General features: G+C 43.7%; 43 protein-coding genes. 37 read left to right on the forward strand and 6 right to left on the reverse strand.

The window, feature by feature from the left end; genetic code table 11:
• Window positions 1-223: 223 nt before the first annotated feature.
• From bfd to JK188_RS07800, 32 genes are all read left to right on the forward strand, one after another.
• Entirely contained in the window at window positions 224-424 is a 201-nt protein-coding gene (gene bfd, locus JK188_RS07645) for a bacterioferritin-associated ferredoxin (protein WP_211888004.1), read from the forward strand.
• Window positions 425-545: 121 nt separating this feature from the next.
• Window positions 546-1,019: a bacterioferritin gene (gene bfr, locus JK188_RS07650; protein ID WP_036955915.1), complete on the forward strand. Its 474-nt coding sequence runs from the start codon at window positions 546-548 to the stop codon at window positions 1,017-1,019.
• A gap of 322 nt (window positions 1,020-1,341) precedes the next feature.
• Window positions 1,342-1,653: a 30S ribosomal protein S10 gene (gene rpsJ / locus JK188_RS07655; RefSeq protein ID WP_001181005.1), complete on the forward strand. Its 312-nt coding sequence runs from the start codon at window positions 1,342-1,344 to the stop codon at window positions 1,651-1,653.
• 32 nt (window positions 1,654-1,685) lie between these two features.
• Window positions 1,686-2,315 (forward strand): 50S ribosomal protein L3, encoded by a 630-nt coding sequence (rplC, locus tag JK188_RS07660; protein WP_036955911.1) that lies wholly within the window; start codon window positions 1,686-1,688, stop codon window positions 2,313-2,315.
• Window positions 2,316-2,331: 16 nt separating this feature from the next.
• The gene (rplD, locus tag JK188_RS07665; RefSeq protein WP_036955909.1) at window positions 2,332-2,937 is read left to right on the forward strand and encodes a 50S ribosomal protein L4; all 606 of its coding nucleotides are present in this window, start codon (window positions 2,332-2,334) and stop codon (window positions 2,935-2,937) included.
• Complete coding sequence (gene rplW, locus JK188_RS07670; protein ID WP_006657015.1) at window positions 2,934-3,236, forward strand: 50S ribosomal protein L23; 303 nt, start codon at window positions 2,934-2,936, stop codon at window positions 3,234-3,236. Before rplD ends, rplW begins: the two co-directional genes overlap by 4 nt.
• Before the next feature lie 19 nt (window positions 3,237-3,255).
• Window positions 3,256-4,080, forward strand: coding sequence for a 50S ribosomal protein L2 (gene rplB / locus JK188_RS07675; protein ID WP_006657016.1), 825 nt, complete (start codon window positions 3,256-3,258; stop codon window positions 4,078-4,080).
• A gap of 14 nt (window positions 4,081-4,094) precedes the next feature.
• Entirely contained in the window at window positions 4,095-4,373 is a 279-nt protein-coding gene (rpsS, locus tag JK188_RS07680) for a 30S ribosomal protein S19 (protein ID WP_004265426.1), read from the forward strand.
• A gap of 15 nt (window positions 4,374-4,388) precedes the next feature.
• Window positions 4,389-4,721, forward strand: a complete 333-nt coding sequence (gene rplV / locus JK188_RS07685; RefSeq protein ID WP_004265430.1) for a 50S ribosomal protein L22 — start codon at window positions 4,389-4,391, stop codon at window positions 4,719-4,721.
• Window positions 4,722-4,738: 17 nt separating this feature from the next.
• Window positions 4,739-5,440, forward strand: a complete 702-nt coding sequence (gene rpsC, locus JK188_RS07690; RefSeq protein ID WP_004907131.1) for a 30S ribosomal protein S3 — start codon at window positions 4,739-4,741, stop codon at window positions 5,438-5,440.
• Window positions 5,441-5,451: 11 nt separating this feature from the next.
• Window positions 5,452-5,862: a 50S ribosomal protein L16 gene (gene rplP / locus JK188_RS07695; RefSeq protein WP_004926449.1), complete on the forward strand. Its 411-nt coding sequence runs from the start codon at window positions 5,452-5,454 to the stop codon at window positions 5,860-5,862.
• A complete protein-coding gene (rpmC, locus tag JK188_RS07700; RefSeq protein ID WP_006657017.1) occupies window positions 5,862-6,053 on the forward strand; it encodes a 50S ribosomal protein L29 in 192 nt (63 codons plus the stop codon). Before rplP ends, rpmC begins: the two co-directional genes overlap by 1 nt.
• On the forward strand, window positions 6,053-6,307 hold the full coding sequence (gene rpsQ / locus JK188_RS07705) for a 30S ribosomal protein S17 (RefSeq protein WP_006657018.1): 255 nt from the start codon (window positions 6,053-6,055) through the stop codon (window positions 6,305-6,307). Before rpmC ends, rpsQ begins: the two co-directional genes overlap by 1 nt.
• A 176-nt stretch (window positions 6,308-6,483) precedes the next feature.
• Complete coding sequence (gene rplN, locus JK188_RS07710; RefSeq protein WP_004265449.1) at window positions 6,484-6,855, forward strand: 50S ribosomal protein L14; 372 nt, start codon at window positions 6,484-6,486, stop codon at window positions 6,853-6,855.
• A gap of 10 nt (window positions 6,856-6,865) precedes the next feature.
• Complete coding sequence (gene rplX / locus JK188_RS07715) at window positions 6,866-7,180, forward strand: 50S ribosomal protein L24 (protein ID WP_004265452.1); 315 nt, start codon at window positions 6,866-6,868, stop codon at window positions 7,178-7,180.
• A 15-nt stretch (window positions 7,181-7,195) separates the two neighbouring features.
• The gene (rplE, locus tag JK188_RS07720) at window positions 7,196-7,735 is read left to right on the forward strand and encodes a 50S ribosomal protein L5 (RefSeq protein ID WP_006657019.1); all 540 of its coding nucleotides are present in this window, start codon (window positions 7,196-7,198) and stop codon (window positions 7,733-7,735) included.
• A 12-nt stretch (window positions 7,736-7,747) separates the two neighbouring features.
• A complete protein-coding gene (rpsN, locus tag JK188_RS07725; protein ID WP_004265458.1) occupies window positions 7,748-8,053 on the forward strand; it encodes a 30S ribosomal protein S14 in 306 nt (101 codons plus the stop codon).
• 34 nt (window positions 8,054-8,087) lie between these two features.
• Window positions 8,088-8,480 (forward strand): 30S ribosomal protein S8, encoded by a 393-nt coding sequence (gene rpsH / locus JK188_RS07730; RefSeq protein ID WP_004907134.1) that lies wholly within the window; start codon window positions 8,088-8,090, stop codon window positions 8,478-8,480.
• 14 nt (window positions 8,481-8,494) lie between these two features.
• Window positions 8,495-9,028: a 50S ribosomal protein L6 gene (gene rplF, locus JK188_RS07735; protein ID WP_006657020.1), complete on the forward strand. Its 534-nt coding sequence runs from the start codon at window positions 8,495-8,497 to the stop codon at window positions 9,026-9,028.
• 9 nt (window positions 9,029-9,037) lie between these two features.
• Window positions 9,038-9,391, forward strand: coding sequence for a 50S ribosomal protein L18 (rplR, locus tag JK188_RS07740; RefSeq protein WP_006816326.1), 354 nt, complete (start codon window positions 9,038-9,040; stop codon window positions 9,389-9,391).
• A gap of 14 nt (window positions 9,392-9,405) precedes the next feature.
• A complete protein-coding gene (gene rpsE, locus JK188_RS07745) occupies window positions 9,406-9,906 on the forward strand; it encodes a 30S ribosomal protein S5 (protein ID WP_006657022.1) in 501 nt (166 codons plus the stop codon).
• Window positions 9,907-9,912: 6 nt separating this feature from the next.
• Window positions 9,913-10,092 (forward strand): 50S ribosomal protein L30, encoded by a 180-nt coding sequence (gene rpmD / locus JK188_RS07750; protein WP_006657023.1) that lies wholly within the window; start codon window positions 9,913-9,915, stop codon window positions 10,090-10,092.
• A gap of 3 nt (window positions 10,093-10,095) precedes the next feature.
• Window positions 10,096-10,530: a 50S ribosomal protein L15 gene (gene rplO, locus JK188_RS07755; protein WP_006657024.1), complete on the forward strand. Its 435-nt coding sequence runs from the start codon at window positions 10,096-10,098 to the stop codon at window positions 10,528-10,530.
• 7 nt (window positions 10,531-10,537) lie between these two features.
• Window positions 10,538-11,863 (forward strand): preprotein translocase subunit SecY, encoded by a 1,326-nt coding sequence (gene secY, locus JK188_RS07760; RefSeq protein ID WP_036955906.1) that lies wholly within the window; start codon window positions 10,538-10,540, stop codon window positions 11,861-11,863.
• 45 nt (window positions 11,864-11,908) lie between these two features.
• Window positions 11,909-12,025: a 50S ribosomal protein L36 gene (gene rpmJ, locus JK188_RS07765; RefSeq protein WP_004265484.1), complete on the forward strand. Its 117-nt coding sequence runs from the start codon at window positions 11,909-11,911 to the stop codon at window positions 12,023-12,025.
• Between the two features lie 145 nt (window positions 12,026-12,170).
• On the forward strand, window positions 12,171-12,527 hold the full coding sequence (gene rpsM, locus JK188_RS07770; protein WP_004907144.1) for a 30S ribosomal protein S13: 357 nt from the start codon (window positions 12,171-12,173) through the stop codon (window positions 12,525-12,527).
• A 16-nt stretch (window positions 12,528-12,543) separates the two neighbouring features.
• Window positions 12,544-12,933: a 30S ribosomal protein S11 gene (gene rpsK / locus JK188_RS07775; RefSeq protein ID WP_004388621.1), complete on the forward strand. Its 390-nt coding sequence runs from the start codon at window positions 12,544-12,546 to the stop codon at window positions 12,931-12,933.
• A gap of 37 nt (window positions 12,934-12,970) precedes the next feature.
• Window positions 12,971-13,591, forward strand: a complete 621-nt coding sequence (gene rpsD / locus JK188_RS07780) for a 30S ribosomal protein S4 (RefSeq protein ID WP_004265487.1) — start codon at window positions 12,971-12,973, stop codon at window positions 13,589-13,591.
• A 25-nt stretch (window positions 13,592-13,616) separates the two neighbouring features.
• Window positions 13,617-14,606 carry a DNA-directed RNA polymerase subunit alpha gene (locus JK188_RS07785; protein ID WP_036955903.1) on the forward strand — a complete coding sequence of 330 codons (990 nt, stop codon included), beginning with the start codon at window positions 13,617-13,619 and terminating at the stop codon, window positions 14,604-14,606.
• A gap of 37 nt (window positions 14,607-14,643) precedes the next feature.
• The gene (gene rplQ, locus JK188_RS07790; protein ID WP_036955900.1) at window positions 14,644-15,030 is read left to right on the forward strand and encodes a 50S ribosomal protein L17; all 387 of its coding nucleotides are present in this window, start codon (window positions 14,644-14,646) and stop codon (window positions 15,028-15,030) included.
• Between the two features lie 135 nt (window positions 15,031-15,165).
• Window positions 15,166-15,582, forward strand: a complete 417-nt coding sequence (gene zntR / locus JK188_RS07795; RefSeq protein ID WP_036955922.1) for a Zn(2+)-responsive transcriptional regulator — start codon at window positions 15,166-15,168, stop codon at window positions 15,580-15,582.
• Window positions 15,583-15,608: 26 nt separating this feature from the next.
• Window positions 15,609-15,809 (forward strand): alternative ribosome-rescue factor A, encoded by a 201-nt coding sequence (locus tag JK188_RS07800; protein WP_249215551.1) that lies wholly within the window; start codon window positions 15,609-15,611, stop codon window positions 15,807-15,809.
• Here the strand turns inward: JK188_RS07800 and mscL are convergent, their stop codons facing one another.
• From mscL to def, 5 genes are all read right to left on the reverse strand, one after another.
• Window positions 15,810-16,223 carry a large-conductance mechanosensitive channel protein MscL gene (mscL, locus tag JK188_RS07805; RefSeq protein ID WP_036955890.1) on the reverse strand — a complete coding sequence of 138 codons (414 nt, stop codon included), beginning with the start codon at window positions 16,221-16,223 and terminating at the stop codon, window positions 15,810-15,812.
• A 115-nt stretch (window positions 16,224-16,338) separates the two neighbouring features.
• On the reverse strand, window positions 16,339-17,715 hold the full coding sequence (gene trkA / locus JK188_RS07810; protein ID WP_036955884.1) for a Trk system potassium transporter TrkA: 1,377 nt from the start codon (window positions 17,713-17,715) through the stop codon (window positions 16,339-16,341).
• Window positions 17,716-17,748: 33 nt separating this feature from the next.
• Complete coding sequence (gene rsmB / locus JK188_RS07815; RefSeq protein ID WP_036955881.1) at window positions 17,749-19,035, reverse strand: 16S rRNA (cytosine(967)-C(5))-methyltransferase RsmB; 1,287 nt, start codon at window positions 19,033-19,035, stop codon at window positions 17,749-17,751.
• Window positions 19,036-19,109: 74 nt separating this feature from the next.
• Window positions 19,110-20,057, reverse strand: coding sequence for a methionyl-tRNA formyltransferase (fmt, locus tag JK188_RS07820; protein ID WP_211888005.1), 948 nt, complete (start codon window positions 20,055-20,057; stop codon window positions 19,110-19,112).
• Window positions 20,058-20,101: 44 nt separating this feature from the next.
• Complete coding sequence (def, locus tag JK188_RS07825; protein WP_211888006.1) at window positions 20,102-20,623, reverse strand: peptide deformylase; 522 nt, start codon at window positions 20,621-20,623, stop codon at window positions 20,102-20,104.
• A 132-nt stretch (window positions 20,624-20,755) separates the two neighbouring features.
• Here def and dprA point away from each other — a divergent pair, with 132 nt between their 5' ends.
• Genes dprA through JK188_RS07850 form a run of 5 tightly spaced genes read left to right on the forward strand, consistent with a single transcriptional unit; the run spans window position 20,756 to window position 24,071 of the window.
• Window positions 20,756-21,835 carry a DNA-processing protein DprA gene (dprA, locus tag JK188_RS07830; RefSeq protein WP_211888007.1) on the forward strand — a complete coding sequence of 360 codons (1,080 nt, stop codon included), beginning with the start codon at window positions 20,756-20,758 and terminating at the stop codon, window positions 21,833-21,835.
• A gap of 32 nt (window positions 21,836-21,867) precedes the next feature.
• Window positions 21,868-22,410, forward strand: coding sequence for a DNA topoisomerase family protein (locus tag JK188_RS07835; RefSeq protein WP_036955862.1), 543 nt, complete (start codon window positions 21,868-21,870; stop codon window positions 22,408-22,410).
• A 9-nt stretch (window positions 22,411-22,419) separates the two neighbouring features.
• Window positions 22,420-22,989 carry an L-threonylcarbamoyladenylate synthase type 1 TsaC gene (gene tsaC, locus JK188_RS07840; RefSeq protein ID WP_211888008.1) on the forward strand — a complete coding sequence of 190 codons (570 nt, stop codon included), beginning with the start codon at window positions 22,420-22,422 and terminating at the stop codon, window positions 22,987-22,989.
• 6 nt (window positions 22,990-22,995) lie between these two features.
• Window positions 22,996-23,811 carry a shikimate dehydrogenase gene (gene aroE, locus JK188_RS07845; RefSeq protein ID WP_211888009.1) on the forward strand — a complete coding sequence of 272 codons (816 nt, stop codon included), beginning with the start codon at window positions 22,996-22,998 and terminating at the stop codon, window positions 23,809-23,811.
• Window positions 23,811-24,071 carry a DUF1488 domain-containing protein gene (locus tag JK188_RS07850; protein ID WP_211888010.1) on the forward strand — a complete coding sequence of 87 codons (261 nt, stop codon included), beginning with the start codon at window positions 23,811-23,813 and terminating at the stop codon, window positions 24,069-24,071. The genes aroE and JK188_RS07850 overlap by 1 nt, the downstream gene beginning before the upstream one ends.
• Here JK188_RS07850 and JK188_RS07855 read toward each other — a convergent pair.
• On the reverse strand, window positions 24,047-24,592 hold the full coding sequence (locus JK188_RS07855; RefSeq protein ID WP_211888011.1) for a gamma carbonic anhydrase family protein: 546 nt from the start codon (window positions 24,590-24,592) through the stop codon (window positions 24,047-24,049). The two genes, JK188_RS07850 and JK188_RS07855, sit on opposite strands and share 25 nt — an antisense overlap.
• Window positions 24,593-24,875 lie beyond the last annotated feature (283 nt).

Below are 24,875 nucleotides of genomic sequence, written 5' to 3' on the forward strand. Positions count from 1 at the left end.
GTGGTCGTACTGTAGGTGCGGGTGTTGTTGCAAAAATCATTGCATAATACCGCTCTTTCTGAATAAGAAAGAACCACAGAAAAAGGGACGTCTTAGGACGTCCTTTTTGTTTTTATATGACTCATTAATTTGTTTTATTTTCAAAAATTGCAATTAATGATAATTGAAATGCCAATCATTTTCATTTAAACTTGCTGTATGTAATTTGTGCAGGTAAATGATCATGTATGTATGCCTTTGTGAAGCAATCACTGATAGACAAATCAGGAACGTGGCGCGTAAATATCACGTCACCTCTTTGAAAGGGCTACGTCAAATTTTGCCAGTAGGGCGCGAATGCGGAAAATGTATCCGACAAACGCGTGAGATTTTGCAGGAAGAACTTCAGCATCTTGAAGAGCAGTGTATTGAACACGTCGCATAACCTTTTCAAATATTCCTCTATTGTTTAATTAAAATTCGCCACACAGAACACTGTGTAAATATTATCCATATCATCAATTTCAGTACTACACTTATAGGACTGGAAGCGATGGAGGGTAAAAATGAAAGGCGATAAAAAAATGATAGCCCACTTAAATAAATTGCTGGGCAATGAACTTGTTGCAATTAATCAATATTTCCTACATGCCCGAATGTTTAAAAATTGGGGGCTAACTAAACTCAATGAAATGGAATATCACGAATCGATTGATGAAATGAAGCACGCTGATAAGTACATTGAGCGTATTTTGTTTCTCGAAGGTATTCCGAATCTACAAGATCTCGGTAAGCTGAATATCGGTGAAGATGTCGAAGAGATGCTTGCATCAGATTTGAAATTAGAACTCGATGGCGCCAAAAATTTAAAAGAAGCCATTAGTTATGCGGATTCAATCCATGACTACGTTAGTCGAGACTTAATGATAGAGATTCTTGCAGATGAAGAAAATCATATAGATTGGATTGAAACTCAGCTGGAATTGATCAAACGTTTAGGTATTCAAAACTATCTTCAAGCACAAGTTATCGAAGAATAGTTTTGTATGATTGGCGAAAATATAATTAGGCCCAGTGATGGGCCTTTTTTATATCTGCTAAATTTGCACATCAGAAAATTCGCACATATTTTCCCCGATTGCTTGCGTTTCGCGATAAATTACGTATAATGCGCGGGCTTACTGATGAGTAAGCCCTAAATTTTAGGACTGAAATCTCAGTATTGAGTCAACGATTTGTTGCTCATTTAGACAATACTCCCGATATGGGGGTTACATCAAGAACGATTACACTCCCCTATCAATCGAAATGGGTGCGAGGAGTAATCATTTACGTTTATAAAATAGTTGGAGCTCTGGTCTCATGCAGAACCAAAGAATCCGTATCCGCCTGAAAGCTTTTGATCATCGTTTAATCGATCAATCAACTGCGGAAATCGTAGAGACTGCTAAGCGCACTGGTGCGCAAGTACGTGGTCCTATCCCGCTGCCGACACGTAAAGAGCGTTTTACCGTTCTGATCTCTCCGCACGTTAACAAAGACGCGCGTGATCAGTACGAAATTCGCACTCACAAACGTCTGGTTGACATCGTTGAGCCAACCGAGAAGACCGTTGATGCTCTGATGCGTCTGGATCTGGCTGCCGGCGTTGACGTGCAGATCAGCCTGGGTTAATCAGGTCGTCGAACGATTGAGAGGTTGAAACAATGATTGGTTTAGTCGGTAAGAAAGTGGGTATGACTCGTATCTTCACTGAAGATGGCGTTTCCATCCCTGTAACTGTTATCGAAATTGAAAATAACCGCGTTACTCAGGTTAAAACTGCAGAAACTGACGGTTACAATGCAATTCAGGTTACTACTGGTAGCAAAAAAGCTAACCGTGTAACTAAGCCTGAAGCAGGTCATTTCGCTAAAGCTGGCGTTGAAGCTGGCCGCATTCTGCGTGAATTCCGTACTGAAGAGGGTACTGAATTTAACGTAGGTCAAAGCATTAGCGTTGAAATTTTCGCTGACGTTAAAAAAGTCGACGTTACTGGTACATCTAAAGGTAAAGGTTTTGCCGGCACAGTTAAGCGCTGGAATTTCCGTACTCAAGATGCTACTCACGGTAACTCCTTGTCTCACCGTGTTCCGGGTTCTATCGGTCAGAACCAGACTCCGGGCAAAGTGTTTAAAGGCAAGAAAATGGCAGGCCAACTGGGTAATGAACGTGTAACTGTTCAAAGCTTAGATGTAGTACGTGTTGACGCTGAGCGCAACCTGCTGCTGGTCAAAGGTGCTGTTCCAGGAGCAACTGGTAGCAACCTGATCGTAAAACCGGCTGTCAAGGCTTAACGTCGAGGAGATAGGAATGGAATTGGTAATGAAAGACGCGCAAAGCGCGCTGACTGTTTCCGAAACTACCTTCGGGCGTGATTTCAATGAAGCGCTTGTTCACCAAGTAGTTGTTGCGTATGCAGCTGGTGCTCGTCAAGGTACTCGTGCTCAGAAAACTCGTGCTGAAGTTTCTGGTTCTGGTAAAAAACCATGGCGTCAAAAAGGCACAGGCCGTGCACGTTCTGGTTCAATCAAGAGCCCAATCTGGCGCTCTGGTGGTGTTAGCTTCGCAGCTAAACCACAGGACCACAGTCAAAAAGTTAATAAGAAGATGTACCGCGGTGCTCTGAAAAGCATCCTGTCTGAATTGGTACGTCAAGATCGTCTGATCGTTGTCGAGCAGTTCTCTGTAGAAGCGCCTAAAACTAAGCTGCTGGCACAGAAACTGAAAGATATGGCTCTGCAAGATGTTCTGATCATCACTGCTGAATTAGATGAAAATCTGTTCTTAGCAGCACGTAACCTGTACAAGGTTGACGTTCGTGATGCAGCAGGTATCGACCCAGTTAGCCTGATTGCTTTCGACAAAGTGGTTATGACTGCTGATGCTGTGAAGCAAGTTGAGGAGATGCTGGCATGATCCGTGAAGAACGTCTGCTACAAGTACTGCGCGCGCCGCACGTATCTGAAAAAGCTTCTACAGCGATGGAAAAAAGCAATACCATCGTTCTCAAAGTTGCAAAAGACGCAACTAAAGCAGAAATCAAAGCTGCTGTACAGAAACTGTTTGAAGTTGAAGTTGAAGGTGTTAACACTTTGCTGGTTAAAGGCAAAACTAAACGCCACGGTCAGCGTTCTGGTCGTCGTAGTGACTGGAAAAAAGCTTACGTTACGCTGAAAGAAGGCCAGAATCTGGACTTCGTTAGCGGCGCAGAGTAAGTCGGAGGAGTAAAGAACAATGGCAGTTGTTAAATGTAAACCTACGTCTCCGGGCCGTCGCCACGTTGTTAAAGTGGTTAACCCTGAGCTGCATAAGGGTAAGCCTTATGCTCCGCTGTTAGAAAAAAACAGCAAATCCGGTGGTCGTAACAACAATGGCCGTATCACTACCCGTCATATTGGTGGTGGCCATAAGCAGCATTATCGTTTAGTTGACTTCAAACGCAACAAAGACGGTATCCCTGCAGTTGTTGAACGTTTGGAATATGATCCAAACCGTTCTGCGAACATTGCACTGGTACTATATAAAGACGGTGAACGTCGTTATATTCTTGCACCAAAAGGCCTGAAAGCTGGTGACCAGATTCAATCTGGCGTTGATTCAGCTATCAAAGCTGGTAACGCACTGCCAATGCGCAACATCCCTGTTGGTTCTACAGTTCATAACATCGAACTGAAACCAGGTAAAGGTGGTCAGTTAGCGCGTTCAGCAGGTACTTACGCTCAAATCGTTGCTCGTGATGGTGCTTATGTCACCCTGCGTCTGCGTTCTGGTGAAATGCGTAAAGTTTTAGCTGATTGCCGTGCAACCTTAGGTGAAGTTGGTAACGCTGAGCATATGTTACGAGTTCTCGGTAAAGCTGGTGCTAGCCGCTGGCGTGGTATTCGTCCTACCGTTCGCGGTACTGCGATGAACCCAGTTGACCATCCACATGGTGGTGGTGAAGGCCGTAACTTTGGTAAACACCCAGTAACACCATGGGGCGTTCAGACCAAAGGTAAGAAAACTCGTAGTAACAAGCGTACTGATCAATTCATCGTACGTCATCGTTCTAAAAAATAATTAGAGGATAAGCCATGCCACGTTCTCTCAAGAAAGGTCCTTTTATTGACCTGCACTTGCTGAAGAAGGTAGAGAAAGCGGTGGAAAGCGGAGACAAGAAGCCTCTCAAGACTTGGTCCCGTCGTTCAACGATCTTTCCTAATATGATCGGATTGACCATCGCTGTCCATAATGGTCGTCAGCATGTTCCAGTATTCGTAACCGACGAAATGGTTGGTCACAAACTGGGTGAATTCGCACCGACTCGCACTTATCGCGGCCACGCGGCAGATAAGAAAGCTAAGAAACGTTAAGGATAGGAGGAAGAGATGGAAACTTTAGCTATGCATCGCCACGCTCGTTCTTCTGCCCAGAAGGTTCGCTTAGTAGCCGACCTGATTCGCGGTAAGAAAGTGTCGCAAGCTCTGGAAATTCTGACCTACACCAACAAGAAAGCTGCTGGTTTAGTGAAGAAAGTACTGGAATCTGCTATTGCTAACGCAGAGCAAAACGATGGCGCTGACATTGATGACCTGAAAGTTGCGAAAATTTTCGTAGACGAAGGTCCAACTATGAAACGCATCATGCCGCGTGCGAAAGGCCGTGCAGATCGTATTCTTAAGCGCACCAGCCACATTACTGTGGTTGTGTCCGATCGCTGAGACTCTGGAGACTAGCAATGGGTCAGAAAGTACATCCTAATGGTATTCGCCTGGGTATTGTCAAACCTTGGAACTCTACTTGGTATGCGAATACTAATGAATTCGCTGACAACCTAGACAGCGACTTTAAAGTACGCCAGTACTTGAATAAAGAATTGGCAAAAGCGTCAATTTCACGCATCGTAATCGAGCGTCCTGCTAAAAGCATCCGTGTGACTATTCACACTGCTCGCCCAGGTATCGTTATCGGTAAGAAAGGTGAAGACGTTGAAAAACTGCGTAAAACAGTAGCGGATATCGCTGGTGTTCCTGCGCAAATCAATATCGCCGAAGTTCGTAAACCAGAACTGGACGCTAAATTAGTTGCTGACAGCATCTCTTCACAGCTGGAACGTCGTGTTATGTTCCGTCGTGCTATGAAGCGTGCAGTACAGAACGCAATGCGTCTGGGCGCTAAAGGTATCAAAGTTGAAGTCAGTGGCCGTTTAGGCGGTGCTGAAATCGCTCGTACCGAGTGGTATCGTGAAGGCCGTGTGCCACTGCACACATTACGTGCTGACATCGATTACAACACTTCAGAAGCGCACACCACTTATGGTGTTCTCGGCGTTAAGGTATGGATCTTCAAAGGTGAGATTCTGGGTGGTATGGCTGCAGTTGAACAAGCTGAGAAACCAGCTGCTCAACCTAAAAAGCAGCAGCGTAAAGGCCGCAAGTAAGGAGCGTCGCTATGTTACAACCAAAGCGTACAAAATTCCGTAAGGTGCACAAAGGCCGCAACCGTGGTCTGGCGCAAGGTACGGATGTTAGCTTCGGCACTTTCGGTCTTAAAGCTGTTGGCCGTGGTCGTCTGACTGCACGTCAGATCGAAGCGGCACGTCGTGCTATGACCCGTGCTGTTAAGCGTCAAGGTAAAATCTGGATTCGTGTATTCCCAGACAAGCCAATCACTGAAAAGCCACTCGAAGTTCGTATGGGTAAAGGTAAAGGTAACGTAGAATATTGGGTTGCCTTAATTCAGCCTGGTAAAGTCCTGTATGAAATGGACGGTGTGCCTGAAGAGCTGGCTCGTGAAGCATTCTCTCTGGCAGCAGCGAAACTGCCTATCAAAACCACCTTTGTAACTAAGACGGTGATGTAATGAAAGCACAAGAGCTGCGCGAAAAAAGCGTAGAAGAGCTGAACGCTGAACTTTTAAACCTGTTACGTGAGCAATTTAACTTACGTATGCAGGCTGCGAGTGGTCAGCTGCAACAGTCTCATCTAATGAAACAAGTGCGTCGTGATATCGCACGCGTGAAGACTTTACTGACTGAGAAGGCAGGTGCGTAATGAACGATAAAATCCGTACTCTGCAAGGTCGTGTAGTTAGTGACAAAATGGAGAAATCTATTGTTGTTGCTATCGAGCGTATGGTGAAACACCCTCTGTATGGTAAATTCATCCGTCGTACGACTAAATTGCACGTACATGACGAGAACAATGAATGTGGAATTGGTGACGTGGTAGAAATCCGCGAAACTCGTCCACTGTCTAAGACTAAGTCTTGGGCCTTAGTTCGCGTTGTAGAAAAAGCTGTTCTGTAATAGAATAGATTTTTCGTGATGAATAAACGGCTCTTTTTGATCGAGCCGTTTATTTTTTCCTGTCCAACACGAAGATGTGGTGTTATAATGCCGCGCCCTCGTAGTATGGGTATATTTGAACGGCCTCTTCATAATGAGGTGGCTCAGTAGTAGTTGACATTTAGCGGAGCACTAAAATGATCCAAGAACAGACTATGCTGAACGTGGCCGACAACTCCGGTGCACGTCGCGTAATGTGTATCAAGGTTCTAGGTGGCTCGCACCGTCGCTATGCACATGTAGGCGACATCATTAAAATTACTGTTAAGGAAGCAATTCCACGCGGTAAAGTTAAAAAGGGTGATGTCCTGAAAGCGGTAGTGGTGCGCACCAAGAAGGGTGTACGTCGCCCTGACGGTTCTGTCATTCGCTTCGATGGTAATGCTTGTGTGTTATTAAACAATAACAGTGAGCAAGTAATCGGTACGCGTATTTTTGGGCCGGTAACTCGTGAACTTCGTAATGAGAAGTTTATGAAAATTATCTCTCTGGCACCTGAAGTACTCTAAGGAGCGAACTATGGCAGCGAAAATCCGTCGTGATGACGAAGTTATCGTGCTAACTGGGAAAGACAAAGGTAAGCGCGGTAAAGTAAAGCAGGTTATTTCTTCTAGTAAAGTTATCGTTGAAGGTATCAATCTGGTTAAAAAACATCAGAAGCCAGTTCCGGCTCTGAACCAACCAGGTGGCATCGTTGAAAAAGAAGCGGCTATTCAAGTTTCTAACGTTGCAATCTTTAACGCGGCAACTGGCAAGGCTGACCGTGTAGGCTTTAGATTCGAAGACGGCAAAAAAGTCCGTTTCTTCAAATCTAACAGTGAAACTATCAAGTAATTTTTGGAGTATACGATGGCGAAACTGCATGATTACTATAAAGACGAAGTAGTTAATAAACTCATGACTGAGTTTAACTACACTTCTGTCATGCAAGTCCCTCGGGTCGAGAAGATCACCCTGAATATGGGTGTTGGTGAAGCGATCGCTGATAAAAAACTGCTGGATAACGCAGCAGCTGACTTAACAGCAATCTCTGGTCAAAAACCATTGATCACCAAAGCACGCAAATCTGTTGCAGGCTTCAAAATCCGTCAGGGCTATCCAATCGGCTGTAAAGTAACTCTGCGTGGCGAACGCATGTGGGAGTTCCTTGAGCGTCTGATTTCTATTGCTGTACCACGTATTCGTGACTTCCGTGGCTTGTCCGCTAAGTCTTTCGATGGTCGCGGTAACTACAGCATGGGTGTACGTGAACAAATCATCTTCCCTGAAATCGATTACGATAAAGTGGATCGTGTACGTGGTTTAGATATTACTATCACCACTACTGCGAAATCTGATGATGAAGGTCGCGCACTGTTAGCAGCGTTCAACTTCCCGTTCCGCAAGTAAGGCAGGTTACTCATGGCTAAGAAATCTATGAAAGCGCGTGATGTTAAGCGTGCTAAATTAGCTGAGAAATTCTTCGCAAAACGCGTAGAACTGAAAGCTATCATCTCTGATGTTAAAGCATCTGATGAAGATCGCTGGGACGCTGTTCTCAAGCTGCAAACACTGCCACGTGATTCAAGTCCTTCTCGTCAGCGTAACCGCTGCCGTCAAACTGGGCGTCCGCATGGTTTCCTGCGGAAATTTGGTCTGAGCCGTATTAAAGTCCGTGAAGCCGCTATGCGCGGTGAAATCCCGGGCCTTAAAAAGGCTAGTTGGTAATTGTCACCATATTGAATCACGGGAGTAAAGACAGATGAGCATGCAAGATCCCATCGCGGATATGCTGACCCGTATCCGTAACGGTCAGGCCGCGAATAAAGTTGCGGTCACCATGCCTTCCTCCAAGCTGAAAGTGGCGATTGCCAAAGTGCTGAAGGAAGAAGGTTATATTGAAGATTTTAAAATTGAAGGCGACATCAAGCCAGAATTGGAACTGACTTTACGTTATTTCCAAGGTAAGGCTGTCGTAGAAAGCATCCAGCGTGTAAGCCGCCCAAGTCTGCGCATCTATAAGAAAAAAGATGAGCTGCCACAAGTTATGGCTGGCTTAGGTATCGCTGTTGTTTCTACCTCTAAAGGTGTCATGACTGATCGTGCAGCTCGCCAAGCTGGTCTTGGTGGCGAGATTCTCTGCTACGTAGCTTAATTCGGGAGGAAAGAATGTCTCGTGTGGCAAAAGCACCCGTCGTCATTCCTGCCGGCGTAGAGGTAAAACTCAACGGTCAGGTTATTTCGATCAAGGGTAAAAACGGCGAGCTTACTCGTACTATCCATAATGCAGTTGAAGTTAAACATGAAGATGGCCACTTAACTTTCGCTCCGCGCGAAGGTTTTGCTGATGCATGGGCACAAGCGGGTACTTCTCGCTCACTGCTGAATGCAATGGTTATCGGTGTTACCGAAGGCTTCACCAAAAAACTTCAACTGGTCGGTGTTGGTTACCGTGCAGCAATCAAAGGCAATGCAGTAAGCTTGTCTTTAGGTTTCTCGCATCCGGTTGAACACGCACTGCCAGCAGGCATTACTGCTGAATGTCCAACACAAACTGAAATCGTACTGAAAGGTGCGGATAAGCAAGTGATTGGTCAAGTTGCAGCAGAACTGCGTGCTTACCGTCGTCCTGAGCCTTATAAAGGCAAAGGTGTTCGTTACGCCGATGAAATCGTGCGTACTAAAGAGGCTAAGAAGAAGTAAGGTAACACTATGGATAAGAAAGCAGCTCGTATCCGTCGTGCGACCCGCGCACGCCGCAAGATCCAAGAGTTGGGTGCGACTCGCCTGGTGGTACATCGTACTCCACGCCATATTTATGCGCAGGTTATTGCACCTAACGGTTCTGAAACATTGGTTGCCGCTTCTACTACAGAAAAAGCTATCAATGAGCAAGTGAAATTCACTGGAAACAAAGATGCAGCAGCAGCAGTTGGTAAATTAATTGCTGAGCGTGCACTGGAAAAAGGCATCACTGTTGTTGCTTTTGACCGTTCTGGTTTCCAATATCATGGTAGAGTCCAGGCACTGGCAGATGCTGCCCGTGAAGCTGGCCTTCAGTTCTAAGGTAGAGGTGTAAGATGTCTCACATCGAAAAACAAGCTGGCGAACTGCAGGAAAAGCTGATCGCGGTAAACCGCGTAGCTAAAACCGTTAAAGGTGGCCGTATTTTCAGCTTTACCGCACTGACTGTAGTTGGTGATGGTAACGGTCGCGTTGGTTTTGGTTACGGCAAAGCGCGCGAAGTTCCGGCAGCAATCCAGAAAGCGATGGAAAAAGCCCGTCGCAGTATGAAAACCGTTGCTCTAAACAACGGCACATTATTCCACCCAGTGAAAGGTACACACACCGGTTCTCGCGTGTTTATGCAACCTGCTCACGAAGGTACCGGTATTATTGCCGGTGGTGCAATGCGTGCTGTTTTAGAGGTAGCTGGAGTTCGCAACGTACTGGCTAAAACCTATGGTTCCACTAACCCAATCAACGTGGTTCGTGCAACACTGGATGCTTTAGACAGCATGAAGTCTCCAGAAATGGTCGCAGCTAAGCGTGGAAAATCCGTCGAAGAAATTCTGGGGTAATCAGCCATGGCTAAGACTATTAAAATTACACAAGTTCGCAGTTCAATCGGTCGTCTGCCGAAACACAAGGCAACACTGGTCGGTTTAGGTCTGCGTCGTATTGGTCATACAGTAGAGCGTGAGGATACTCCTGCTGTTCGTGGTATGATCAACTTGGTTTCCTACATGGTTAAAGTTGAGGAGTAAGAGATGCGTTTAAATACTCTGTCTCCGGCTGAAGGTGCCAAGCACGCGCCTAAACGCGTAGGTCGTGGTATCGGTTCTGGTCTGGGTAAAACCGGCGGTCGTGGTCACAAAGGTCAGAAGTCTCGTTCTGGCGGTGGCGTACGTCGTGGTTTCGAAGGTGGCCAGATGCCTTTATACCGTCGTTTACCGAAATTCGGTTTCACTTCACGTAAAGCAATGATCACTGCGGAAATCCGTCTGTCTGATTTTGCTTCTGTTGAAGGCGATGTTATTGATCTGAACGCACTGAAAGCCGCGAACGTTATTGACATCCAGATTGAATACGCAAAAGTTATTCTGTCTGGCGAAGTGAATCGTGCAGTTACTGTACGTGGCCTTCGTGTTACTAAAGGTGCTCGCGCTGCAATCGAAGCTGCCGGCGGTAAAATTGAGGAATAAGTGACAGATGGCTAAACAACCAGGATTAGATTTCCAAAGTGCCAAAGGTGGAGCTGGCGAACTAAAACGCAGACTTTTGTTTGTTATTGGGGCGCTAATTGTTTTCCGAATTGGTTCTTTTATTCCAATCCCTGGTATTGATGCCACTGTGCTTGCCAAATTGCTCGAACAGCAACAAGGCACCATCATTGAAATGTTTAACATGTTCTCTGGTGGTGCTCTTAGCCGTGCTTCTATCTTTGCTCTGGGTATCATGCCGTATATTTCGGCATCGATCATTGTCCAGTTATTATCTGTGGTTAACCCACGATTAGCAGAGATCAAGAAGGAAGGAGAAGCAGGTCGTCGGAAGATAAGCCAATATACTCGCTGGGGTACTCTGGTATTAGCAATATTCCAATCTATTGGTATTGCAATGGGTCTACCGAATATGCCAGGGATGCAGGGATTAGTTCTTGATCCAGGCCTCCCATTCTACTTCACGGCAGTTGTTAGCTTAGTCACAGGAACTATGTTCCTTATGTGGTTAGGTGAGCAGATAACTGAAAGAGGTATCGGTAACGGTATTTCAATTATTATCTTCGCTGGTATCGTTGCGGGTCTCCCGCCGGCTATTGGCCATACCATCGAGCAAGCTCGGCAAGGCGATCTGCACTTCCTCCTGTTGCTGTTGGTTGCGGTATTAGTATTCGCGGTAACTTTCTTTGTAGTGTTTATGGAACGTGGTCAACGTCGTATCGTCGTAAACTACGCTAAACGCCAACAAGGACGCCGTGTCTACGCTGCACAAAGTACACATTTACCGTTAAAAGTGAATATGGCGGGTGTAATTCCTGCAATTTTTGCTTCCAGTATCATACTATTCCCGGGTACAATAGCGTCTTGGTTTGGTGATGGAACTGGCTGGGACTGGCTGACTACAGTATCTATGTACTTACAGCCTGGACAACCGTTATATGTGTTGCTTTATGCCTCTGCGATCATCTTCTTCTGTTTCTTCTATACTGCGTTGGTTTTCAACCCAAGAGAAACAGCAGATAACCTGAAGAAGTCCGGTGCATTTGTACCAGGAATTCGTCCGGGAGAGCAAACGGCCAAGTACATCGATAAGGTAATGACACGATTAACATTAATCGGTGCTCTTTATATTACCTTTATCTGCCTAATCCCGGAGTTCATGCGTGACGCAATGAAAGTACCTTTTTACTTTGGTGGTACTTCCCTCTTAATCGTGGTTGTCGTTATCATGGACTTTATGGCTCAAGTGCAAACTCTGATGATGTCAAGTCAGTATGAGTCTGCATTGAAGAAAGCAAATCTAAAAGGTAAATAATCACGCGAGTGATTATGGTTTGCTTAGAAGTTACGGAGAGTAAAAATGAAAGTTCGTGCTTCCGTCAAGAAATTATGCCGTAACTGCAAAATTATCCGTCGCAATGGTAGCGTTCGTGTGATTTGCAGTGTTGAGCCAAGACATAAACAACGTCAAGGCTAAGAAAAAGCATTTTTTTCTTGCAAAGTTGGGTTGAGCTGGCTAAATTAGCCAGCCAATCTTTTTTATCTAAGATACATTATTGTTTGAGTATCCTGAAAACGGGCTTTTCAGCACAGTAATGTATATTTTAACTTAGGAGTGCATAGTGGCCCGTATAGCAGGCATTAACATTCCTGATCATAAACATACCGTAATCGCTTTAACATCGATTTTCGGCATCGGCAAAACTCGTTCACAGGCTATCTGTGAAGCAACTGGTATTGCTGAAAATGTTAAGATCAGTGAGCTGTCTGAAGAACAAATCGACAAGCTGCGTGACGAAGTTGCTAAATACGTTGTAGAAGGTGACTTACGCCGTGAAATTACCCTGAGCATCAAGCGTCTGATGGACCTTGGATGTTACCGTGGTTTACGTCATCGTCGTGGTCTTCCTGTGCGCGGACAGCGTACTAAGACTAACGCTCGTACCCGCAAGGGTCCGCGTAAGCCGATCAAGAAATAAGTCGGGGTATTGAATAATGGCAAAGGCACCAGTTCGTGCACGTAAGCGTGTAAGAAAACAAGTCTCAGACGGTGTGGCTCATATCCATGCTTCTTTCAACAACACAATCGTTACCATTACTGACCGTCAGGGTAACGCATTAGGTTGGGCAACTGCCGGTGGTTCCGGTTTCCGTGGTTCTCGCAAATCCACTCCGTTCGCAGCTCAAGTTGCGGCAGAGCGTTGCGCAGAAGCTGTGAAAGAATACGGAATCAAAAACCTGGAAGTTATGGTTAAGGGACCGGGTCCGGGTCGCGAATCAACAATTCGTGCTCTGAACGCCGCTGGTTTCCGCATCACTAATATTACTGATGTGACTCCTATCCCTCATAACGGTTGTCGCCCACCGAAAAAACGTCGCGTTTAATACGTTTCGTTTTTTTTAGGACTGTTGGAGAAAGAAAATGGCTAGATATTTGGGTCCTAAGCTCAAGCTGAGCCGTCGCGAAGGAACAGACCTCTTCCTGAAGTCTGGTGTTCGCGCGATTGACACCAAGTGTAAATTAGAACAGGCACCTGGCCAGCACGGTGCGCGTAAACCGCGTCTGTCTGACTATGGTGTTCAGTTACGTGAAAAACAAAAAGTTCGTCGTATTTACGGTGTTCTGGAACGTCAATTCCGTAACTATTATAAAGAAGCAACTCGCCTGAAAGGCAACACAGGTGAAAACCTGCTGACCCTGCTGGAAGGTCGTTTAGATAACGTCGTTTACCGTATGGGCTTTGGCGCAACTCGCGCAGAAGCACGTCAAATGGTTAGCCACAAAGCTATCATGGTAAATGGTCGTGTAGTTAATATCGCTTCTTATCAGGTTTCCCCGAATGACGTTATCAGCGTTCGTGAGAAAGCTAAAAAACAGTCTCGTATCAAGGCTGCTTTAGAGCTGGCTGAACAGCGTGAGAAGCCAACTTGGCTGGAAGTTGATGCTGCTAAAATGGAAGGTGTGTTCAAACGTATTCCTGAACGTACTGACTTGTCTGCGGACATTAACGAACACCTGATCGTCGAGCTTTACTCCAAGTAAAGCTTAGCACCAAAGAGAGGACACAATGCAGGGTTCTGTGACAGAGTTTCTAAAACCGCGCCTGGTAGATATCGAGCAAGTGAGTTCGACGCACGCTAAGGTGACCCTTGAGCCTTTAGAGCGCGGCTTTGGCCACACTCTAGGTAACGCACTGCGCCGTATTCTGCTTTCGTCTATGCCGGGTTGTGCGGTGACAGAGGTTGAGATTGATGGTGTACTGCATGAGTACAGCACCAAAGAAGGTGTACAGGAAGATATCCTGGAGATTCTCCTCAACCTGAAAGGGCTGGCGGTAAAAGTTCAGGGGAAAGATGAAGTTATTTTAACCTTGAATAAATCTGGCATTGGCCCTGTGACTGCAGCCGACATCATCCATGATGGTGATGTCGAAATCGTCAAGCCACAGCATGTGATCTGCCACCTCACTGACGAAAGCGCATCTGTAAATATGCGTATTAAAGTTCAGCGTGGTCGTGGTTATGTGCCGGCTTCTGCCCGAGTTCATTCGGAAGAAGATGAGCGCCCAATCGGTCGTCTGTTAGTCGATGCTTGCTATAGCCCTGTAGAGCGTATTGCCTACAATGTTGAAGCAGCTCGTGTTGAGCAGCGTACTGACTTGGATAAGTTAGTAATCGAAATGGAAACTAATGGTACAATCGATCCTGAAGAGGCGATTCGCCGTGCAGCTACCATCCTGGCTGAACAACTTGAAGCTTTTGTTGACCTACGTGATGTACGTCAGCCAGAAGTTAAAGAAGAGAAACCAGAATTCGATCCTATCTTACTGCGCCCAGTTGACGATCTGGAATTGACTGTCCGCTCTGCTAACTGCCTCAAAGCAGAAGCTATCCACTACATCGGTGATCTGGTACAGCGTACAGAAGTTGAGTTGCTTAAAACTCCGAACCTTGGTAAGAAATCTCTTACTGAAATTAAGGACGTCTTGGCATCTCGTGGTCTTTCTCTGGGCATGCGCTTAGAAAATTGGCCACCAGCAAGTATTGCTGATGATTAGGATCACAGGTTAAGGTTTTACTGAGAAGGATAAGGTCATGCGCCATCGTAAGAGTGGTCGTCAATTGAACCGCAACAGCAGCCACCGCCAAGCTATGTTCCGTAACATGGCAGGTTCTTTAGTTCGTCATGAAATCATCAAGACGACTCTGCCTAAAGCGAAAGAACTGCGTCGCGTCGTTGAGCCGCTGATTACTCTTGCCAAGACCGACAGCGTAGCTAATCGTCGTCTGGCATTCGCACGTACTCGTGATAACGAGATCGTTGCAAAACTATTTAATGAACTGGGACCTCGTTTCGCAGCTCGCGCAGGTGGTTACACTCGTATTCTTAAGTGTGGCTTCCGCGCAGGTGACAACGCTCCGATGGCTTACATCGAGCTTGTTGACCGTGCTGTTGAGTCTCAAGAAGCAGCTGCAGAGTAATCTGTAATTGCTTTCAAGAAAACCGGGTGTATTGCCCGGTTTTTTTGTACCTGCTATTCTAACCCTCCAAATTAATTCTTTTCCATCCTTGAATTTTTATTTTCTATCCATACTTATAGGCATAAGCAAATGAGCATGTATAAGATAGGTCAAATAGCTAAGTTGGCAGATGTTACACCAGATACGATCCGTTTTTATGAAAAACAGGGGCTGATGGGGCACAAAACGAGAACGGAAGGCGGCTACCGGTTGTTTACGGAGCAAGATTTACAGCGCCTACGTTTCATCCGTTATGCTAAGCAGCTAGGGTTTACACTCGAAGCGATTACTGAGTTATTATCGATTCGCGTTGACCCCGAACATCACACTTGTCAGGAGTCAAAAAATATCGTTGATATTAGACTGATTGAAGTGGAAAAGAAGATCCAAGAGCTGATCATTATGAGGGACTCATTGAAAACCTTGAGTTCAGCATGTTGTGGTGATGAACATGCATCAACATACTGCTCTATCATGGAGATTTTGGAAAAAGGCGCATCAAAGATTTATTAATTTAAAACTGATTATGAAGGTAGATTATGAATAAGTATCAGCATAAGCGTGGTGAAATTAAAGATAATGCCATTGAGGCACTGTTACATGACCCTCTATTTCGCCAGAGAGTTGAGAAGAATAAGAAAGGCAAAGGAAGTTATACAAGAAAAGGAAAATCAAATAAGGCTGGTAACTGGGAGGCCAGTGGTAATCGGTTAATAAACTTATTACCACTGGCCTTTTAGTTATTTTTTATTCTGTTCTTTCAGTAAGTCACGAATTTCAGATAGTAAAACTTCCTCTGTAGATGGTGCAGCAGGCTCTGCTGGTGCAGCTTCTTCTTTTTCACGACGAACTTTGTTCATTACTTTGATCGCCATAAAAATAGCAAATGCGACAATAACAAAATCAAAAACAGTTTGGATAAACATCCCATAATTCATTACGACGGCAGGTACACTTCCTTCCGCTTCTCGAAGTACAAGGCTGAATTGTTTAAAATCTACGCCACCAATGATTAATCCAAGTGGGGGCATGATCACATCGGCGACTAATGAAGAAACAATTTTACCAAATGCAGCACCAATAATAATACCGACTGCCATATCCACAACATTGCCCTTCATGGCAAATTCGCGGAACTCTTTTAAAAAACTCATGTACGACCCCTTCCCTTTATTTATTAACTAAATGACTAAACGTGTGGAACCACGTATCAAAATTATAGTATCTAGAATTATCAACCTGCAAATTTTTACTATTTATTTTAGATAATTATAAAAAGAACGGACTTGGCTGGAACAGCTTTTCCACATCCGGAACATATTTTTTATCGGTAATAAACATAATGACATGGTCACCTTGCTCGATAATATGGTAATCACTAGCAATGATAACTTCTTCCTCTCTTACGATGGCACCAATAATTGTGCCTGGAGGAAGTTTAATTTCTGATATTTTTTTACCAACTACTTTTGAGGTGTTCTCATCACCGTGGGCGATCGCTTCAATGGCCTCTGCGACTCCTCGGCGTAGCGATGAGACACTGACAATATCCGCTTTTCTGACGTGACCAAGTAAAGCTGAAATGGTAGCTTGCTGTGGAGATACTGCAATATCAATAACACCACCTTGAACTAATTCAACATAGGCAGACCGTTGAATTAATACCATGGCTTTTTTGGCCCCCATTTTTTTTGCAAGCATAGCGGACATGATGTTTGCTTCATCATCATTGGTAAGAGCAATAAACACATCCATTTGTTCAATGTGTTCTTCAGTCAGTAACTCTTGATCTGAGGCATCGCCATAAAAAACAATCGTATCGTGGAGCAATTCAGCCAATTCAGTTGCTCTTTCCTGATTACGTTCAATCAGTTTAACGCTATAGTCTTTTTCCAATCGCTTAGCTAAACCAGCACCTACGTTACCACCACCCACAATCATTAAACGCTTGTATGGTTTTTCTAATCGCTGAAGCTCACTCATTACTGCTCTAATATGTTGAGTGGAGGCAACGAAGAAAACTTCATCACCCGCTTCAATAATGGTTGAGCCTTGAGGACGAATCGGCCTATCTTGACGGAATATGGCGACAACGCGAGTATCAATGTGCGGCATGTGTTCACGTAAGCTAGACAATGCATTACCCACCAGAGAACCGCCATAGTAGGCTTTTACAGCGACAATACTTACTTTACCTTCAGCAAAGTTAACGACCTGTAGGGCGCCCGGGTATTGGATAAGTTTATAGATATATTCAATAACCAGCTGTTCTGGTGATATCAGATAATCAATAGGGATTTGCTCTGCCAAAAAAAGCTTGTCAGCTTCGCGGATATATTCGGTTGCACGAATACGCGCGATTTTATTCGGTGTATTAAATAGGCTATAAGCAATTTGGCAAGCAACCATGTTGGTTTCATCCGAGTTAGTCACTGCAACTAACATATCCGCATCTTCAGCTCCAGCATCTCTAAGAACTCGAGGGTGGGAGCCATGCCCATTAACGACGCGTAGATCAAATTGATCCTGTAGCTGACGCAAGCGATCGGCATTGGTATCAACAACGGTAATATCGTTATTTTCATCCACTAAGTTTTCAGCGAGTGTCCCACCGACTTGCCCTGCACCTAGAATAATGATCTTCATAGCATCTTCCTATCTCAGAGTCTTTGTTAAATATTACTGTACGTGCTTGAGTAAGCGGGCGTAAAAGAAACCATCGCCCCCAGTTGCGCTTGGTAATATTTGTAGGCCTAATTCTGTACCATCATTCATACTTGCATCAGTATGTTTAGAAAGGAAATGCTGAATTTGCTGGCTATTTTCTTCAGGCATGATGGAGCATGTGGCATACACTAATGTACCGCCAGGTTTTAAGTATGGCCATACAGCCTCTAAGATTTGAGCCTGTAGCTGAGATAGCTCTTGAATATCTGAATCGCGTCTTAGCCATTTAATATCAGGGTGGCGCCTAATAACTCCCGTTGCAGAACACGGAGCATCAAGCAAAATACGATCGAATTGTTGATCTTTCGCCCACTCTTCAGGTTTCGTACCATCCCCTTGAATAACAATAGCTTGTTGCTTCAATCTTTGCAGATTTTCTTTCACTCGTTTGAGTCGTGACTCATCAATGTCTACAGCAAGAACATGGGCTTTAGGAGCTAGTTCTAAAATATGTGTTGTTTTTCCGCCCGGAGCGGCACATAAGTCGAGAATATTCTCGCCATTAACTGGAGAGAGTAATTCAGCACAGCCTTGCGCAGAAACATCTTGCACTGTAGACCAGCCATCTTCAAAACCAGGTAAACCGGTAACGGGAGCCGCTTCTTCTAAGCGAATTGCACTTGGATGGGATGGGTGCAAGTGTGCTGTAATTTCCGCTTGTTCGAGTAACTCTAAATATTGCGCGGCAGTATGATGTTGAGAATTAACTCTTAACCACATCGGGGGACGTTGGTTATTGGCATCAACGATATTTTCCCAGTTATCAGGGTAGGCAGTTTGAATGCGTTTTAATAACCAACTAGGATGTAAATATTGGCTATTGTTATTTGTATTGCGCTCTTCTAACTGAACTTGCTGACGCTGAAAAGATCGTAGTACTCCATTTATTAGGCCTTTCAATTGTGGGCGCTTTAATGCAACAGCACCATCCACGGTTTCTGCTAAAGCTGCATGTGCAGGGATGCGTGTATAGAGCAATTGATAGATCCCAACCATGATGAGGTAATGCAAAGTTCTTTGCTTGCCTGTTAGCGGTTTTTCCATAAGCTGGCTAATAAACCATTCGAGCTTTGGTAGATAACGTAAAACACCGAAGCAAATTTCTTGCAGTAGTGCTTTATCTTTATCATTAATATTACGTTGAAGATCAGGTAAAACGGTACTTAACGATTGTCCGTTATCTAAAACCTGACTAATGGCGGTCGCAGCGATACTACGCAAATTATATTTGTTTTTCATAATTGAAAGAGAGTCTATTAGTTATTTAAGTAGCATTACCGGATTCTGCATTTTCAGGTAATGCTACCAATATATTAGTCTAGCAATTGCTCAGGTATGAACCATTCGCGGCGGGAGTTAAGGATATCTTGCGCACTCATCGCTTTTTTACCAGGTGGTTGTAGCTGCGTAATATTTAATATCCCATTGCCAGTAGCAACACTGATGCCTTTTTTATCGGCACTGATGATAGTACCTGGGCGCTGATTATGCGCTTGAGCGATGACTTCCGCTTGCCATACTTTGATTAATTGCTCTTGAACCATGAAATAACTCATTGGCCAAGGGTTAAAGGCACGAATACAGCGTTCAATGTGTTCAGCAGGTAGTTTCCAATCAATTCGCGCTTCATCTTTAGATAATTTTTCAGCGTAATTGGCAAGTGAATCATCTTGTTTTTCTGGGGAACAATGGCCCGAAGAGAGTAAATCTACTGTATGAATGAGCGCTTTAGGCCCTGTCATCGCCAGCTTTTCATATAAAGTCGCACTCGTATCTTCAGCCGTAATCGGGCAAGTGGCTTTATATAACATATCTCCAGTATCAAGACCGGCATCCATCTGCATGATCGTGACACCAGTTTCATGGTCGCCAGCCCAAATAGATCGTTGAATTGGAGCTGCACCTCTCCAGCGTGGTAACAATGAACCATGAACATTCAAACAGCCTAAACGGGGAATATCCAAAACGGCTTGTGGCAGGATCAAACCATAAGCAACGACAATCATCAGATCAGCATTTTGATCTTTGATCCATTGTTGATTGTCTGGATCACGTAAAGTAACGGGCTGGAAAACAGGTATTCCATGTTCTTCCGCAAGAATTTTCACTGGGCTCGGTGTTAGCTTTTTGCCTCTACCTGCAGGTTTATCGTGACGAGTTAATACACCAACAACGTTATGATTGGTTTCTAACAATGCAGCCAAGTGTTTAGCTGCGAAATCAGGCGTACCTGCAAAAATAATTCTTAATGGTTCTGACACGATCCTTTCCCATTTATAGTAATAAAGACTAACTTATTATCAAATCAACGATTTTTAGCTTCTTTAGCTCTCAGTCTATCAAGTTTTTCTACTTTCTGGCGGATACGTTGGCGCTTTAACGGTGATAAGTAATCAACGAATAGTTTTCCAACTAAATGGTCCATTTCATGTTGAATACAGATAGCCAGTAGACCATCAGCTTCAAGTTCAAATGAAGTACCGTTATAATCAAGAGCACGCACTTTCACTTTCTCCGCCCTTGGTACAAATCCTAGCTGTTCAGGGATTGATAGGCAGCCTTCTTCTATACCTGTTTCACCTTCTTTATTAAGAAGCTCAGGATTGATAAGTACAAGGCGCTCATTACGTGATTCAGAAACGTCAATAACAATGATGCGCTGGTGGATATCCACTTGCGTTGCTGCGAGCCCAATGCCTTCCTCGTCATACATCGTATCGAACATATCATCAATAATACGCTGGATAGATACATCAACTTTTTCAACTGGTTTTGCAACGGTGCGAAGGCGCTCGTCTGGGTAATGTAACACGTTTAAGACTGACATAAATTTTTCGAGTAGTTTCCAAAATTTGAAAAGTAATTACCGTCTATTCTAGACATTTATCAGTCATATTGACAGTATTGGTTATGATTTGTTCGTTTCCAAATGTGCTAACTTATCTGTCAGGAAGACAAAATGAATGAACAGGAAATATGGCTAAGGCTTTCGCAAGTTAGCCGCGTTGGGATAAAAACAGCACTAAAGATAATATCTAAATTAAAACAATTGGATAAAGTAAATCATACAGGCTTAAAGGTCTGTGGGCTGAATGAAATGCAGCGATTGCAATTCTTAAATGTCCCTTTAAAGCGTATTGATTCAACTTTGAAATGGTTGGAAGTCAAAGAAAATCAATTAATTACATTTTTAGATGCGCAATATCCTTTTTTGTTAAAGCAGATATATAACCCTCCTTTATTACTGTTTGTGTCGGGACGAAGTGAATTATTATCTGAAAAGCAAATTGCCGTCATAGGAAGCCGGCAAGTTACTGCATATGGTAAAAAATGGACTGAAGCATTTGTTAGAAAATTCATCGATTATAATTTGGTGATCACTAGCGGTTTAGCATTAGGAATTGATGGTATCAGTCATAGAACTGCAATAGAAAACCAAGGAAAGACAGTCGCAGTATTAGGAAGTGGACTTTCCCATATTTATCCAAAACAACACGTTGATCTAGCAGAACGAATTAGGTCTGAAGGGGTATTAGTTTCAGAGTATTTTCCTGATGCTCCTCCATTAGCAAAACAGTTTCCTCGAAGAAATCGTATCATTAGTGGGCTAAGCAAAGCAGTATTGGTTATTGAAGCGGGTATGAAAAGTGGGTCGTTGATTACAGCTCGATATGCAATTGAACAAAATCGAGATCTATTTACACTGCCTGCACCATTAGGTAACGCAGCATTTAGCGGCAATCATTGGTTGATACAACAAGGGGCATACTTATTGGTAGAGCCCGAGGATATATTGCTACATTTAGAATGCTCACCAAATTGGATACAACCAGAGCTAGAGATTGAAACCACTGCTGAGCCAGAGTTAAATCTGACAGAAAGTCGGATTTTAGGTATGGTAGGCTACCAATCGACCCCTGTAGATATTATCGCGACTGAGTTACAGTTACCTATCACGCAAGTGATTTCAGCCTTAACTGAACTGGAGATAGATGGTGCAGTTATATCAGTGGCTGGTGGATATATTCGAGTCAGTTAGTTGTTGAAGAAGAGAATGGATTAAACAAAAACATGTCGAAGCAATTGCCTTTTGATACAGATAAAAATGAATACTGTCCTGAATGTAACTCTTTGCTGGTTATTCGAAACGGAGCTCATGGGCCTTTTTTAGCGTGCTCTGGTTACCCTCAATGTCATTATATTAAGCCATTAAGAGCTGTTGCTGAGACTCACATTGTCAAAGTATTGGAAGGTCAAAGCTGTCCTAAATGCGGATATGATTTGGTGTTAAAACAAGGGCGTTTTGGGATGTTTATTGGCTGTAGTCACTATCCTGAATGTGAACATACAGAGCTCATCGATAAACCGGATGAAACTAAGGTTCCTTGTCCTCAATGCCAAACAGGTAATTTACTACAAAGAAAATCCCGTTTTGGTAAAACTTTTTATGCTTGCGATAATTATCCTAACTGTCAGTTTATCCTGAATAATAAGCCTGTAGTGGGAAAATGTCAGTCTTGTGAATACCCATTACTTATGGAAAAAAAGGTTGGACAGGGAGTAAGATTGTTCTGTGCCAGCAAACGCTGCGGTCAGTTACAAGAAGAACTATGAGTTAAAACTATGCAAAATCAATCTACACCTGCAATTAAAAATATTATTGAAGCATTGAAACAACAACAAGTTATCGCTTATCCAACTGAAGCCGTTTTTGGCTTAGGATGTGACCCTGATAGTGAAGTTGCGGTAAATAAATTACTTGAATTGAAACAGCGCCCTTGGGAAAAAGGGTTAATTTTGATCGCTGATAATTATGAGCAGCTCAAAAATTATGTCGATGACAGCAAACTTAATGAGCAGCAGCGCCAAGCGATGTTTGCTACATGGCCAGGGCCTGTCACCTGGGTGATCCCGGCAAAGAAAACGACACCAAAATGGTTAACGGGTCAATTTGATACTTTAGCTGTTCGTGTGACAAACCATGAATTAGTGAAAGCGCTTTGCAGTGAATATGGCAAGCCAGTTGTATCAACGAGTGCAAATTTGAGTGGGTTGGAACCATGTCGAACCACAGAAGAGGTGATTGCGCAGTTTAAAGATACGATCCCCGTTCTTGATGGGGCTGTTGGTGGAAGATTAAATCCATCAGAAATTCGAGATGCTTTAACTGGGCAATTGTATCGTAAAGGATAATGATTAATGGGAATGTTTGCAGTTTTTGGTAATCCGATTCAACACAGTAAATCACCCTCAATACATCAAATGTTTGCTAAGCAGGTAGGCATTGATCTTGAATACCAGAAAATACTTGCTCCCGTAGAAGATTTTGAAGCTTATTTATCAGACTTTTTTGAAAAAGGCGGACAGGGTGCAAACATTACATTGCCGTTTAAAGAAAGGGCCTTTCAATTTGTATCAGAGTTAACGGAAAGAGCTCAAACCTGTGGCGCCGTAAATACCATTAGAAAGCTCGATAATCACCGCTTTTTGGGTGACAATACTGATGGTGCGGGATTGTTGCTTGATTTACAGCGCCTTGGGTTTGTATCGTCTTCAAGCAAAATATTAGTTATTGGAGCTGGTGGCGCAACTCGTGGCGCTTTATTACCTCTACTTGAGTACGGCTGCGATATTACGTTGACTAACCGAACCTTTATAAAAGCAGAATCTTTGTCTCACCAGTTTTCGGCTCTTGGGAAAATACAGAGTAGACCAATGGAGAAGCTCATTTCGGCGGAATTTGATCTGATTATTAATGGTACGTCTTCAGGAGTGACTGGAGAGATTCCTAAAATCAGTCCTGAACTGTTTTCTGAACAGACCGCATGTTATGACATGTTTTATCAACGAGGTTTAACACCCTTTTTGTCATTCGCTAAGCAGCATCAAGTGAATAAGCTAGCTGATGGCTTAGGTATGCTGGTTGGGCAAGCGGCATTTGCGTTTAAACTTTGGCATGGGGTGATACCAGAGATTGAGCCAGTATTAAAAGAGTTAAAAAAGGAACTTGAATAATGAATCAAGCGATTCAATTTCCAGACAGGGAAGTATGGGACCCGGCTATCAATAAGGTGCGTTTTCCTGTTTTAGTTAATGGACTACTTTCAGAGTGTGTTGTTTCACAAGCCCTACTTATTAAACGATATGGCCAGAATGAAGCTCCACTGGCGCTTTTTCAACATTATCGCTGGGATATAGAAGAAGAGTTCGAGGCCTTGATTGAACAAGGACTCGACAATGAACATGGCTTCTATGAATTGCTGGACGATAAGTAATTATTTTTCCACTCAACATAATTATTAGCTGAATAACGTAAATGACTAAGTTCAGCTTCGGTGAGCTTTCGAATCGCTTTGGCTGGGCTTCCCATATATAAGTAACCAGACTCTAACCTTTTTCCCTGAGTGACTAGGCTATTAGCGCCGATCACGACATCATCTTCAATAATAGCCCCATCGATCACGATAGATCCCATACCGACAAGAACTCGATTACCTATCGTGCATCCGTGCAGCATGACTTTATGTCCAACAGTGACATCTTCCCCAATGATTAATGGATTTCCATCAGGATTGCTGGTGGACTTATGGGTGACATGTAACACGGAGCCATCCTGAATATTCGTTCGTGCCCCTATAGAGATATAATTCACATCGCCGCGTAGCACTGATAGTGGCCAGATACTTACATCTTCGGCTAAGCGAACATCTCCAATGACGACAGAAGATGGGTCAATAAAAACATTTGTAGCGACTGAAGGGAAGGTTTCTAAATAAGGTCTTAAAGATGTATTCATATTCGTAGCCATAAAACGTAGATGGATATAAAGGTAACTATAAGGAAGCTCTTAATTAAGAATCAAATAATTAAGAGATGACAATATGAATAGAATTATACGGCAAAATAGCTGTTTTTATAATCATAGTGATAGTAAAAAAAGCATAATGATGAAATTATCTGCAAACGATATTTTTTTTAAAAAAAAAGGTTGTGTAATTTTTCGAGCTCCCTATAATGCGCATCCGTTGTCACGACAAACCGGCTCGAAGAAAACCTCGAAGCCCCGTGATAACAGAGGT

Origin of the sequence: Providencia sp. JGM181 (assembly GCF_018257375.1) — a bacterium.
Taxonomy (GTDB): Bacteria; Pseudomonadota; Gammaproteobacteria; order Enterobacterales; family Enterobacteriaceae; genus Providencia; species Providencia lanzhouensis.

Coding starts and splice junctions, on each gene's coding strand:
- rpsS (WP_004265426.1), top strand. CDS start 4,095: ATGCCACGTTCTCTCAAGAAAGGTCCTTTTATTGACCTGCACTTGCTG.
- JK188_RS07855 (WP_211888011.1), bottom strand. CDS start 24,592: ATGAATACATCTTTAAGACCTTATTTAGAAACCTTCCCTTCAGTCGCT.
- rpsK (WP_004388621.1), top strand. CDS start 12,544: ATGGCAAAGGCACCAGTTCGTGCACGTAAGCGTGTAAGAAAACAAGTC.
- bfd (WP_211888004.1), top strand. CDS start 224: ATGTATGTATGCCTTTGTGAAGCAATCACTGATAGACAAATCAGGAAC.
- rsmB (WP_036955881.1), bottom strand. CDS start 19,035: ATGAAAAACAAATATAATTTGCGTAGTATCGCTGCGACCGCCATTAGT.
- secY (WP_036955906.1), top strand. CDS start 10,538: ATGGCTAAACAACCAGGATTAGATTTCCAAAGTGCCAAAGGTGGAGCT.
- trkA (WP_036955884.1), bottom strand. CDS start 17,715: ATGAAGATCATTATTCTAGGTGCAGGGCAAGTCGGTGGGACACTCGCT.
- rplF (WP_006657020.1), top strand. CDS start 8,495: ATGTCTCGTGTGGCAAAAGCACCCGTCGTCATTCCTGCCGGCGTAGAG.
- rplW (WP_006657015.1), top strand. CDS start 2,934: ATGATCCGTGAAGAACGTCTGCTACAAGTACTGCGCGCGCCGCACGTA.
- rplO (WP_006657024.1), top strand. CDS start 10,096: ATGCGTTTAAATACTCTGTCTCCGGCTGAAGGTGCCAAGCACGCGCCT.
- rpsD (WP_004265487.1), top strand. CDS start 12,971: ATGGCTAGATATTTGGGTCCTAAGCTCAAGCTGAGCCGTCGCGAAGGA.
- rplE (WP_006657019.1), top strand. CDS start 7,196: ATGGCGAAACTGCATGATTACTATAAAGACGAAGTAGTTAATAAACTC.
- rplX (WP_004265452.1), top strand. CDS start 6,866: ATGGCAGCGAAAATCCGTCGTGATGACGAAGTTATCGTGCTAACTGGG.
- JK188_RS07835 (WP_036955862.1), top strand. CDS start 21,868: ATGTCGAAGCAATTGCCTTTTGATACAGATAAAAATGAATACTGTCCT.
- rplV (WP_004265430.1), top strand. CDS start 4,389: ATGGAAACTTTAGCTATGCATCGCCACGCTCGTTCTTCTGCCCAGAAG.
- rplD (WP_036955909.1), top strand. CDS start 2,332: ATGGAATTGGTAATGAAAGACGCGCAAAGCGCGCTGACTGTTTCCGAA.
- rplB (WP_006657016.1), top strand. CDS start 3,256: ATGGCAGTTGTTAAATGTAAACCTACGTCTCCGGGCCGTCGCCACGTT.
- rpsN (WP_004265458.1), top strand. CDS start 7,748: ATGGCTAAGAAATCTATGAAAGCGCGTGATGTTAAGCGTGCTAAATTA.
- rplR (WP_006816326.1), top strand. CDS start 9,038: ATGGATAAGAAAGCAGCTCGTATCCGTCGTGCGACCCGCGCACGCCGC.
- zntR (WP_036955922.1), top strand. CDS start 15,166: ATGTATAAGATAGGTCAAATAGCTAAGTTGGCAGATGTTACACCAGAT.
- rplN (WP_004265449.1), top strand. CDS start 6,484: ATGATCCAAGAACAGACTATGCTGAACGTGGCCGACAACTCCGGTGCA.
- JK188_RS07800 (WP_249215551.1), top strand. CDS start 15,609: ATGAATAAGTATCAGCATAAGCGTGGTGAAATTAAAGATAATGCCATT.
- rpsH (WP_004907134.1), top strand. CDS start 8,088: ATGAGCATGCAAGATCCCATCGCGGATATGCTGACCCGTATCCGTAAC.
- tsaC (WP_211888008.1), top strand. CDS start 22,420: ATGCAAAATCAATCTACACCTGCAATTAAAAATATTATTGAAGCATTG.
- rpmD (WP_006657023.1), top strand. CDS start 9,913: ATGGCTAAGACTATTAAAATTACACAAGTTCGCAGTTCAATCGGTCGT.
- rpsE (WP_006657022.1), top strand. CDS start 9,406: ATGTCTCACATCGAAAAACAAGCTGGCGAACTGCAGGAAAAGCTGATC.
- aroE (WP_211888009.1), top strand. CDS start 22,996: ATGGGAATGTTTGCAGTTTTTGGTAATCCGATTCAACACAGTAAATCA.
- rpmJ (WP_004265484.1), top strand. CDS start 11,909: ATGAAAGTTCGTGCTTCCGTCAAGAAATTATGCCGTAACTGCAAAATT.
- rplC (WP_036955911.1), top strand. CDS start 1,686: ATGATTGGTTTAGTCGGTAAGAAAGTGGGTATGACTCGTATCTTCACT.
- rpmC (WP_006657017.1), top strand. CDS start 5,862: ATGAAAGCACAAGAGCTGCGCGAAAAAAGCGTAGAAGAGCTGAACGCT.
- rpsJ (WP_001181005.1), top strand. CDS start 1,342: ATGCAGAACCAAAGAATCCGTATCCGCCTGAAAGCTTTTGATCATCGT.
- rpsC (WP_004907131.1), top strand. CDS start 4,739: ATGGGTCAGAAAGTACATCCTAATGGTATTCGCCTGGGTATTGTCAAA.
- rplQ (WP_036955900.1), top strand. CDS start 14,644: ATGCGCCATCGTAAGAGTGGTCGTCAATTGAACCGCAACAGCAGCCAC.
- JK188_RS07785 (WP_036955903.1), top strand. CDS start 13,617: ATGCAGGGTTCTGTGACAGAGTTTCTAAAACCGCGCCTGGTAGATATC.
- JK188_RS07850 (WP_211888010.1), top strand. CDS start 23,811: ATGAATCAAGCGATTCAATTTCCAGACAGGGAAGTATGGGACCCGGCT.
- rplP (WP_004926449.1), top strand. CDS start 5,452: ATGTTACAACCAAAGCGTACAAAATTCCGTAAGGTGCACAAAGGCCGC.
- mscL (WP_036955890.1), bottom strand. CDS start 16,223: ATGAGTTTTTTAAAAGAGTTCCGCGAATTTGCCATGAAGGGCAATGTT.
- dprA (WP_211888007.1), top strand. CDS start 20,756: ATGAATGAACAGGAAATATGGCTAAGGCTTTCGCAAGTTAGCCGCGTT.
- rpsQ (WP_006657018.1), top strand. CDS start 6,053: ATGAACGATAAAATCCGTACTCTGCAAGGTCGTGTAGTTAGTGACAAA.
- bfr (WP_036955915.1), top strand. CDS start 546: ATGAAAGGCGATAAAAAAATGATAGCCCACTTAAATAAATTGCTGGGC.
- def (WP_211888006.1), bottom strand. CDS start 20,623: ATGTCAGTCTTAAACGTGTTACATTACCCAGACGAGCGCCTTCGCACC.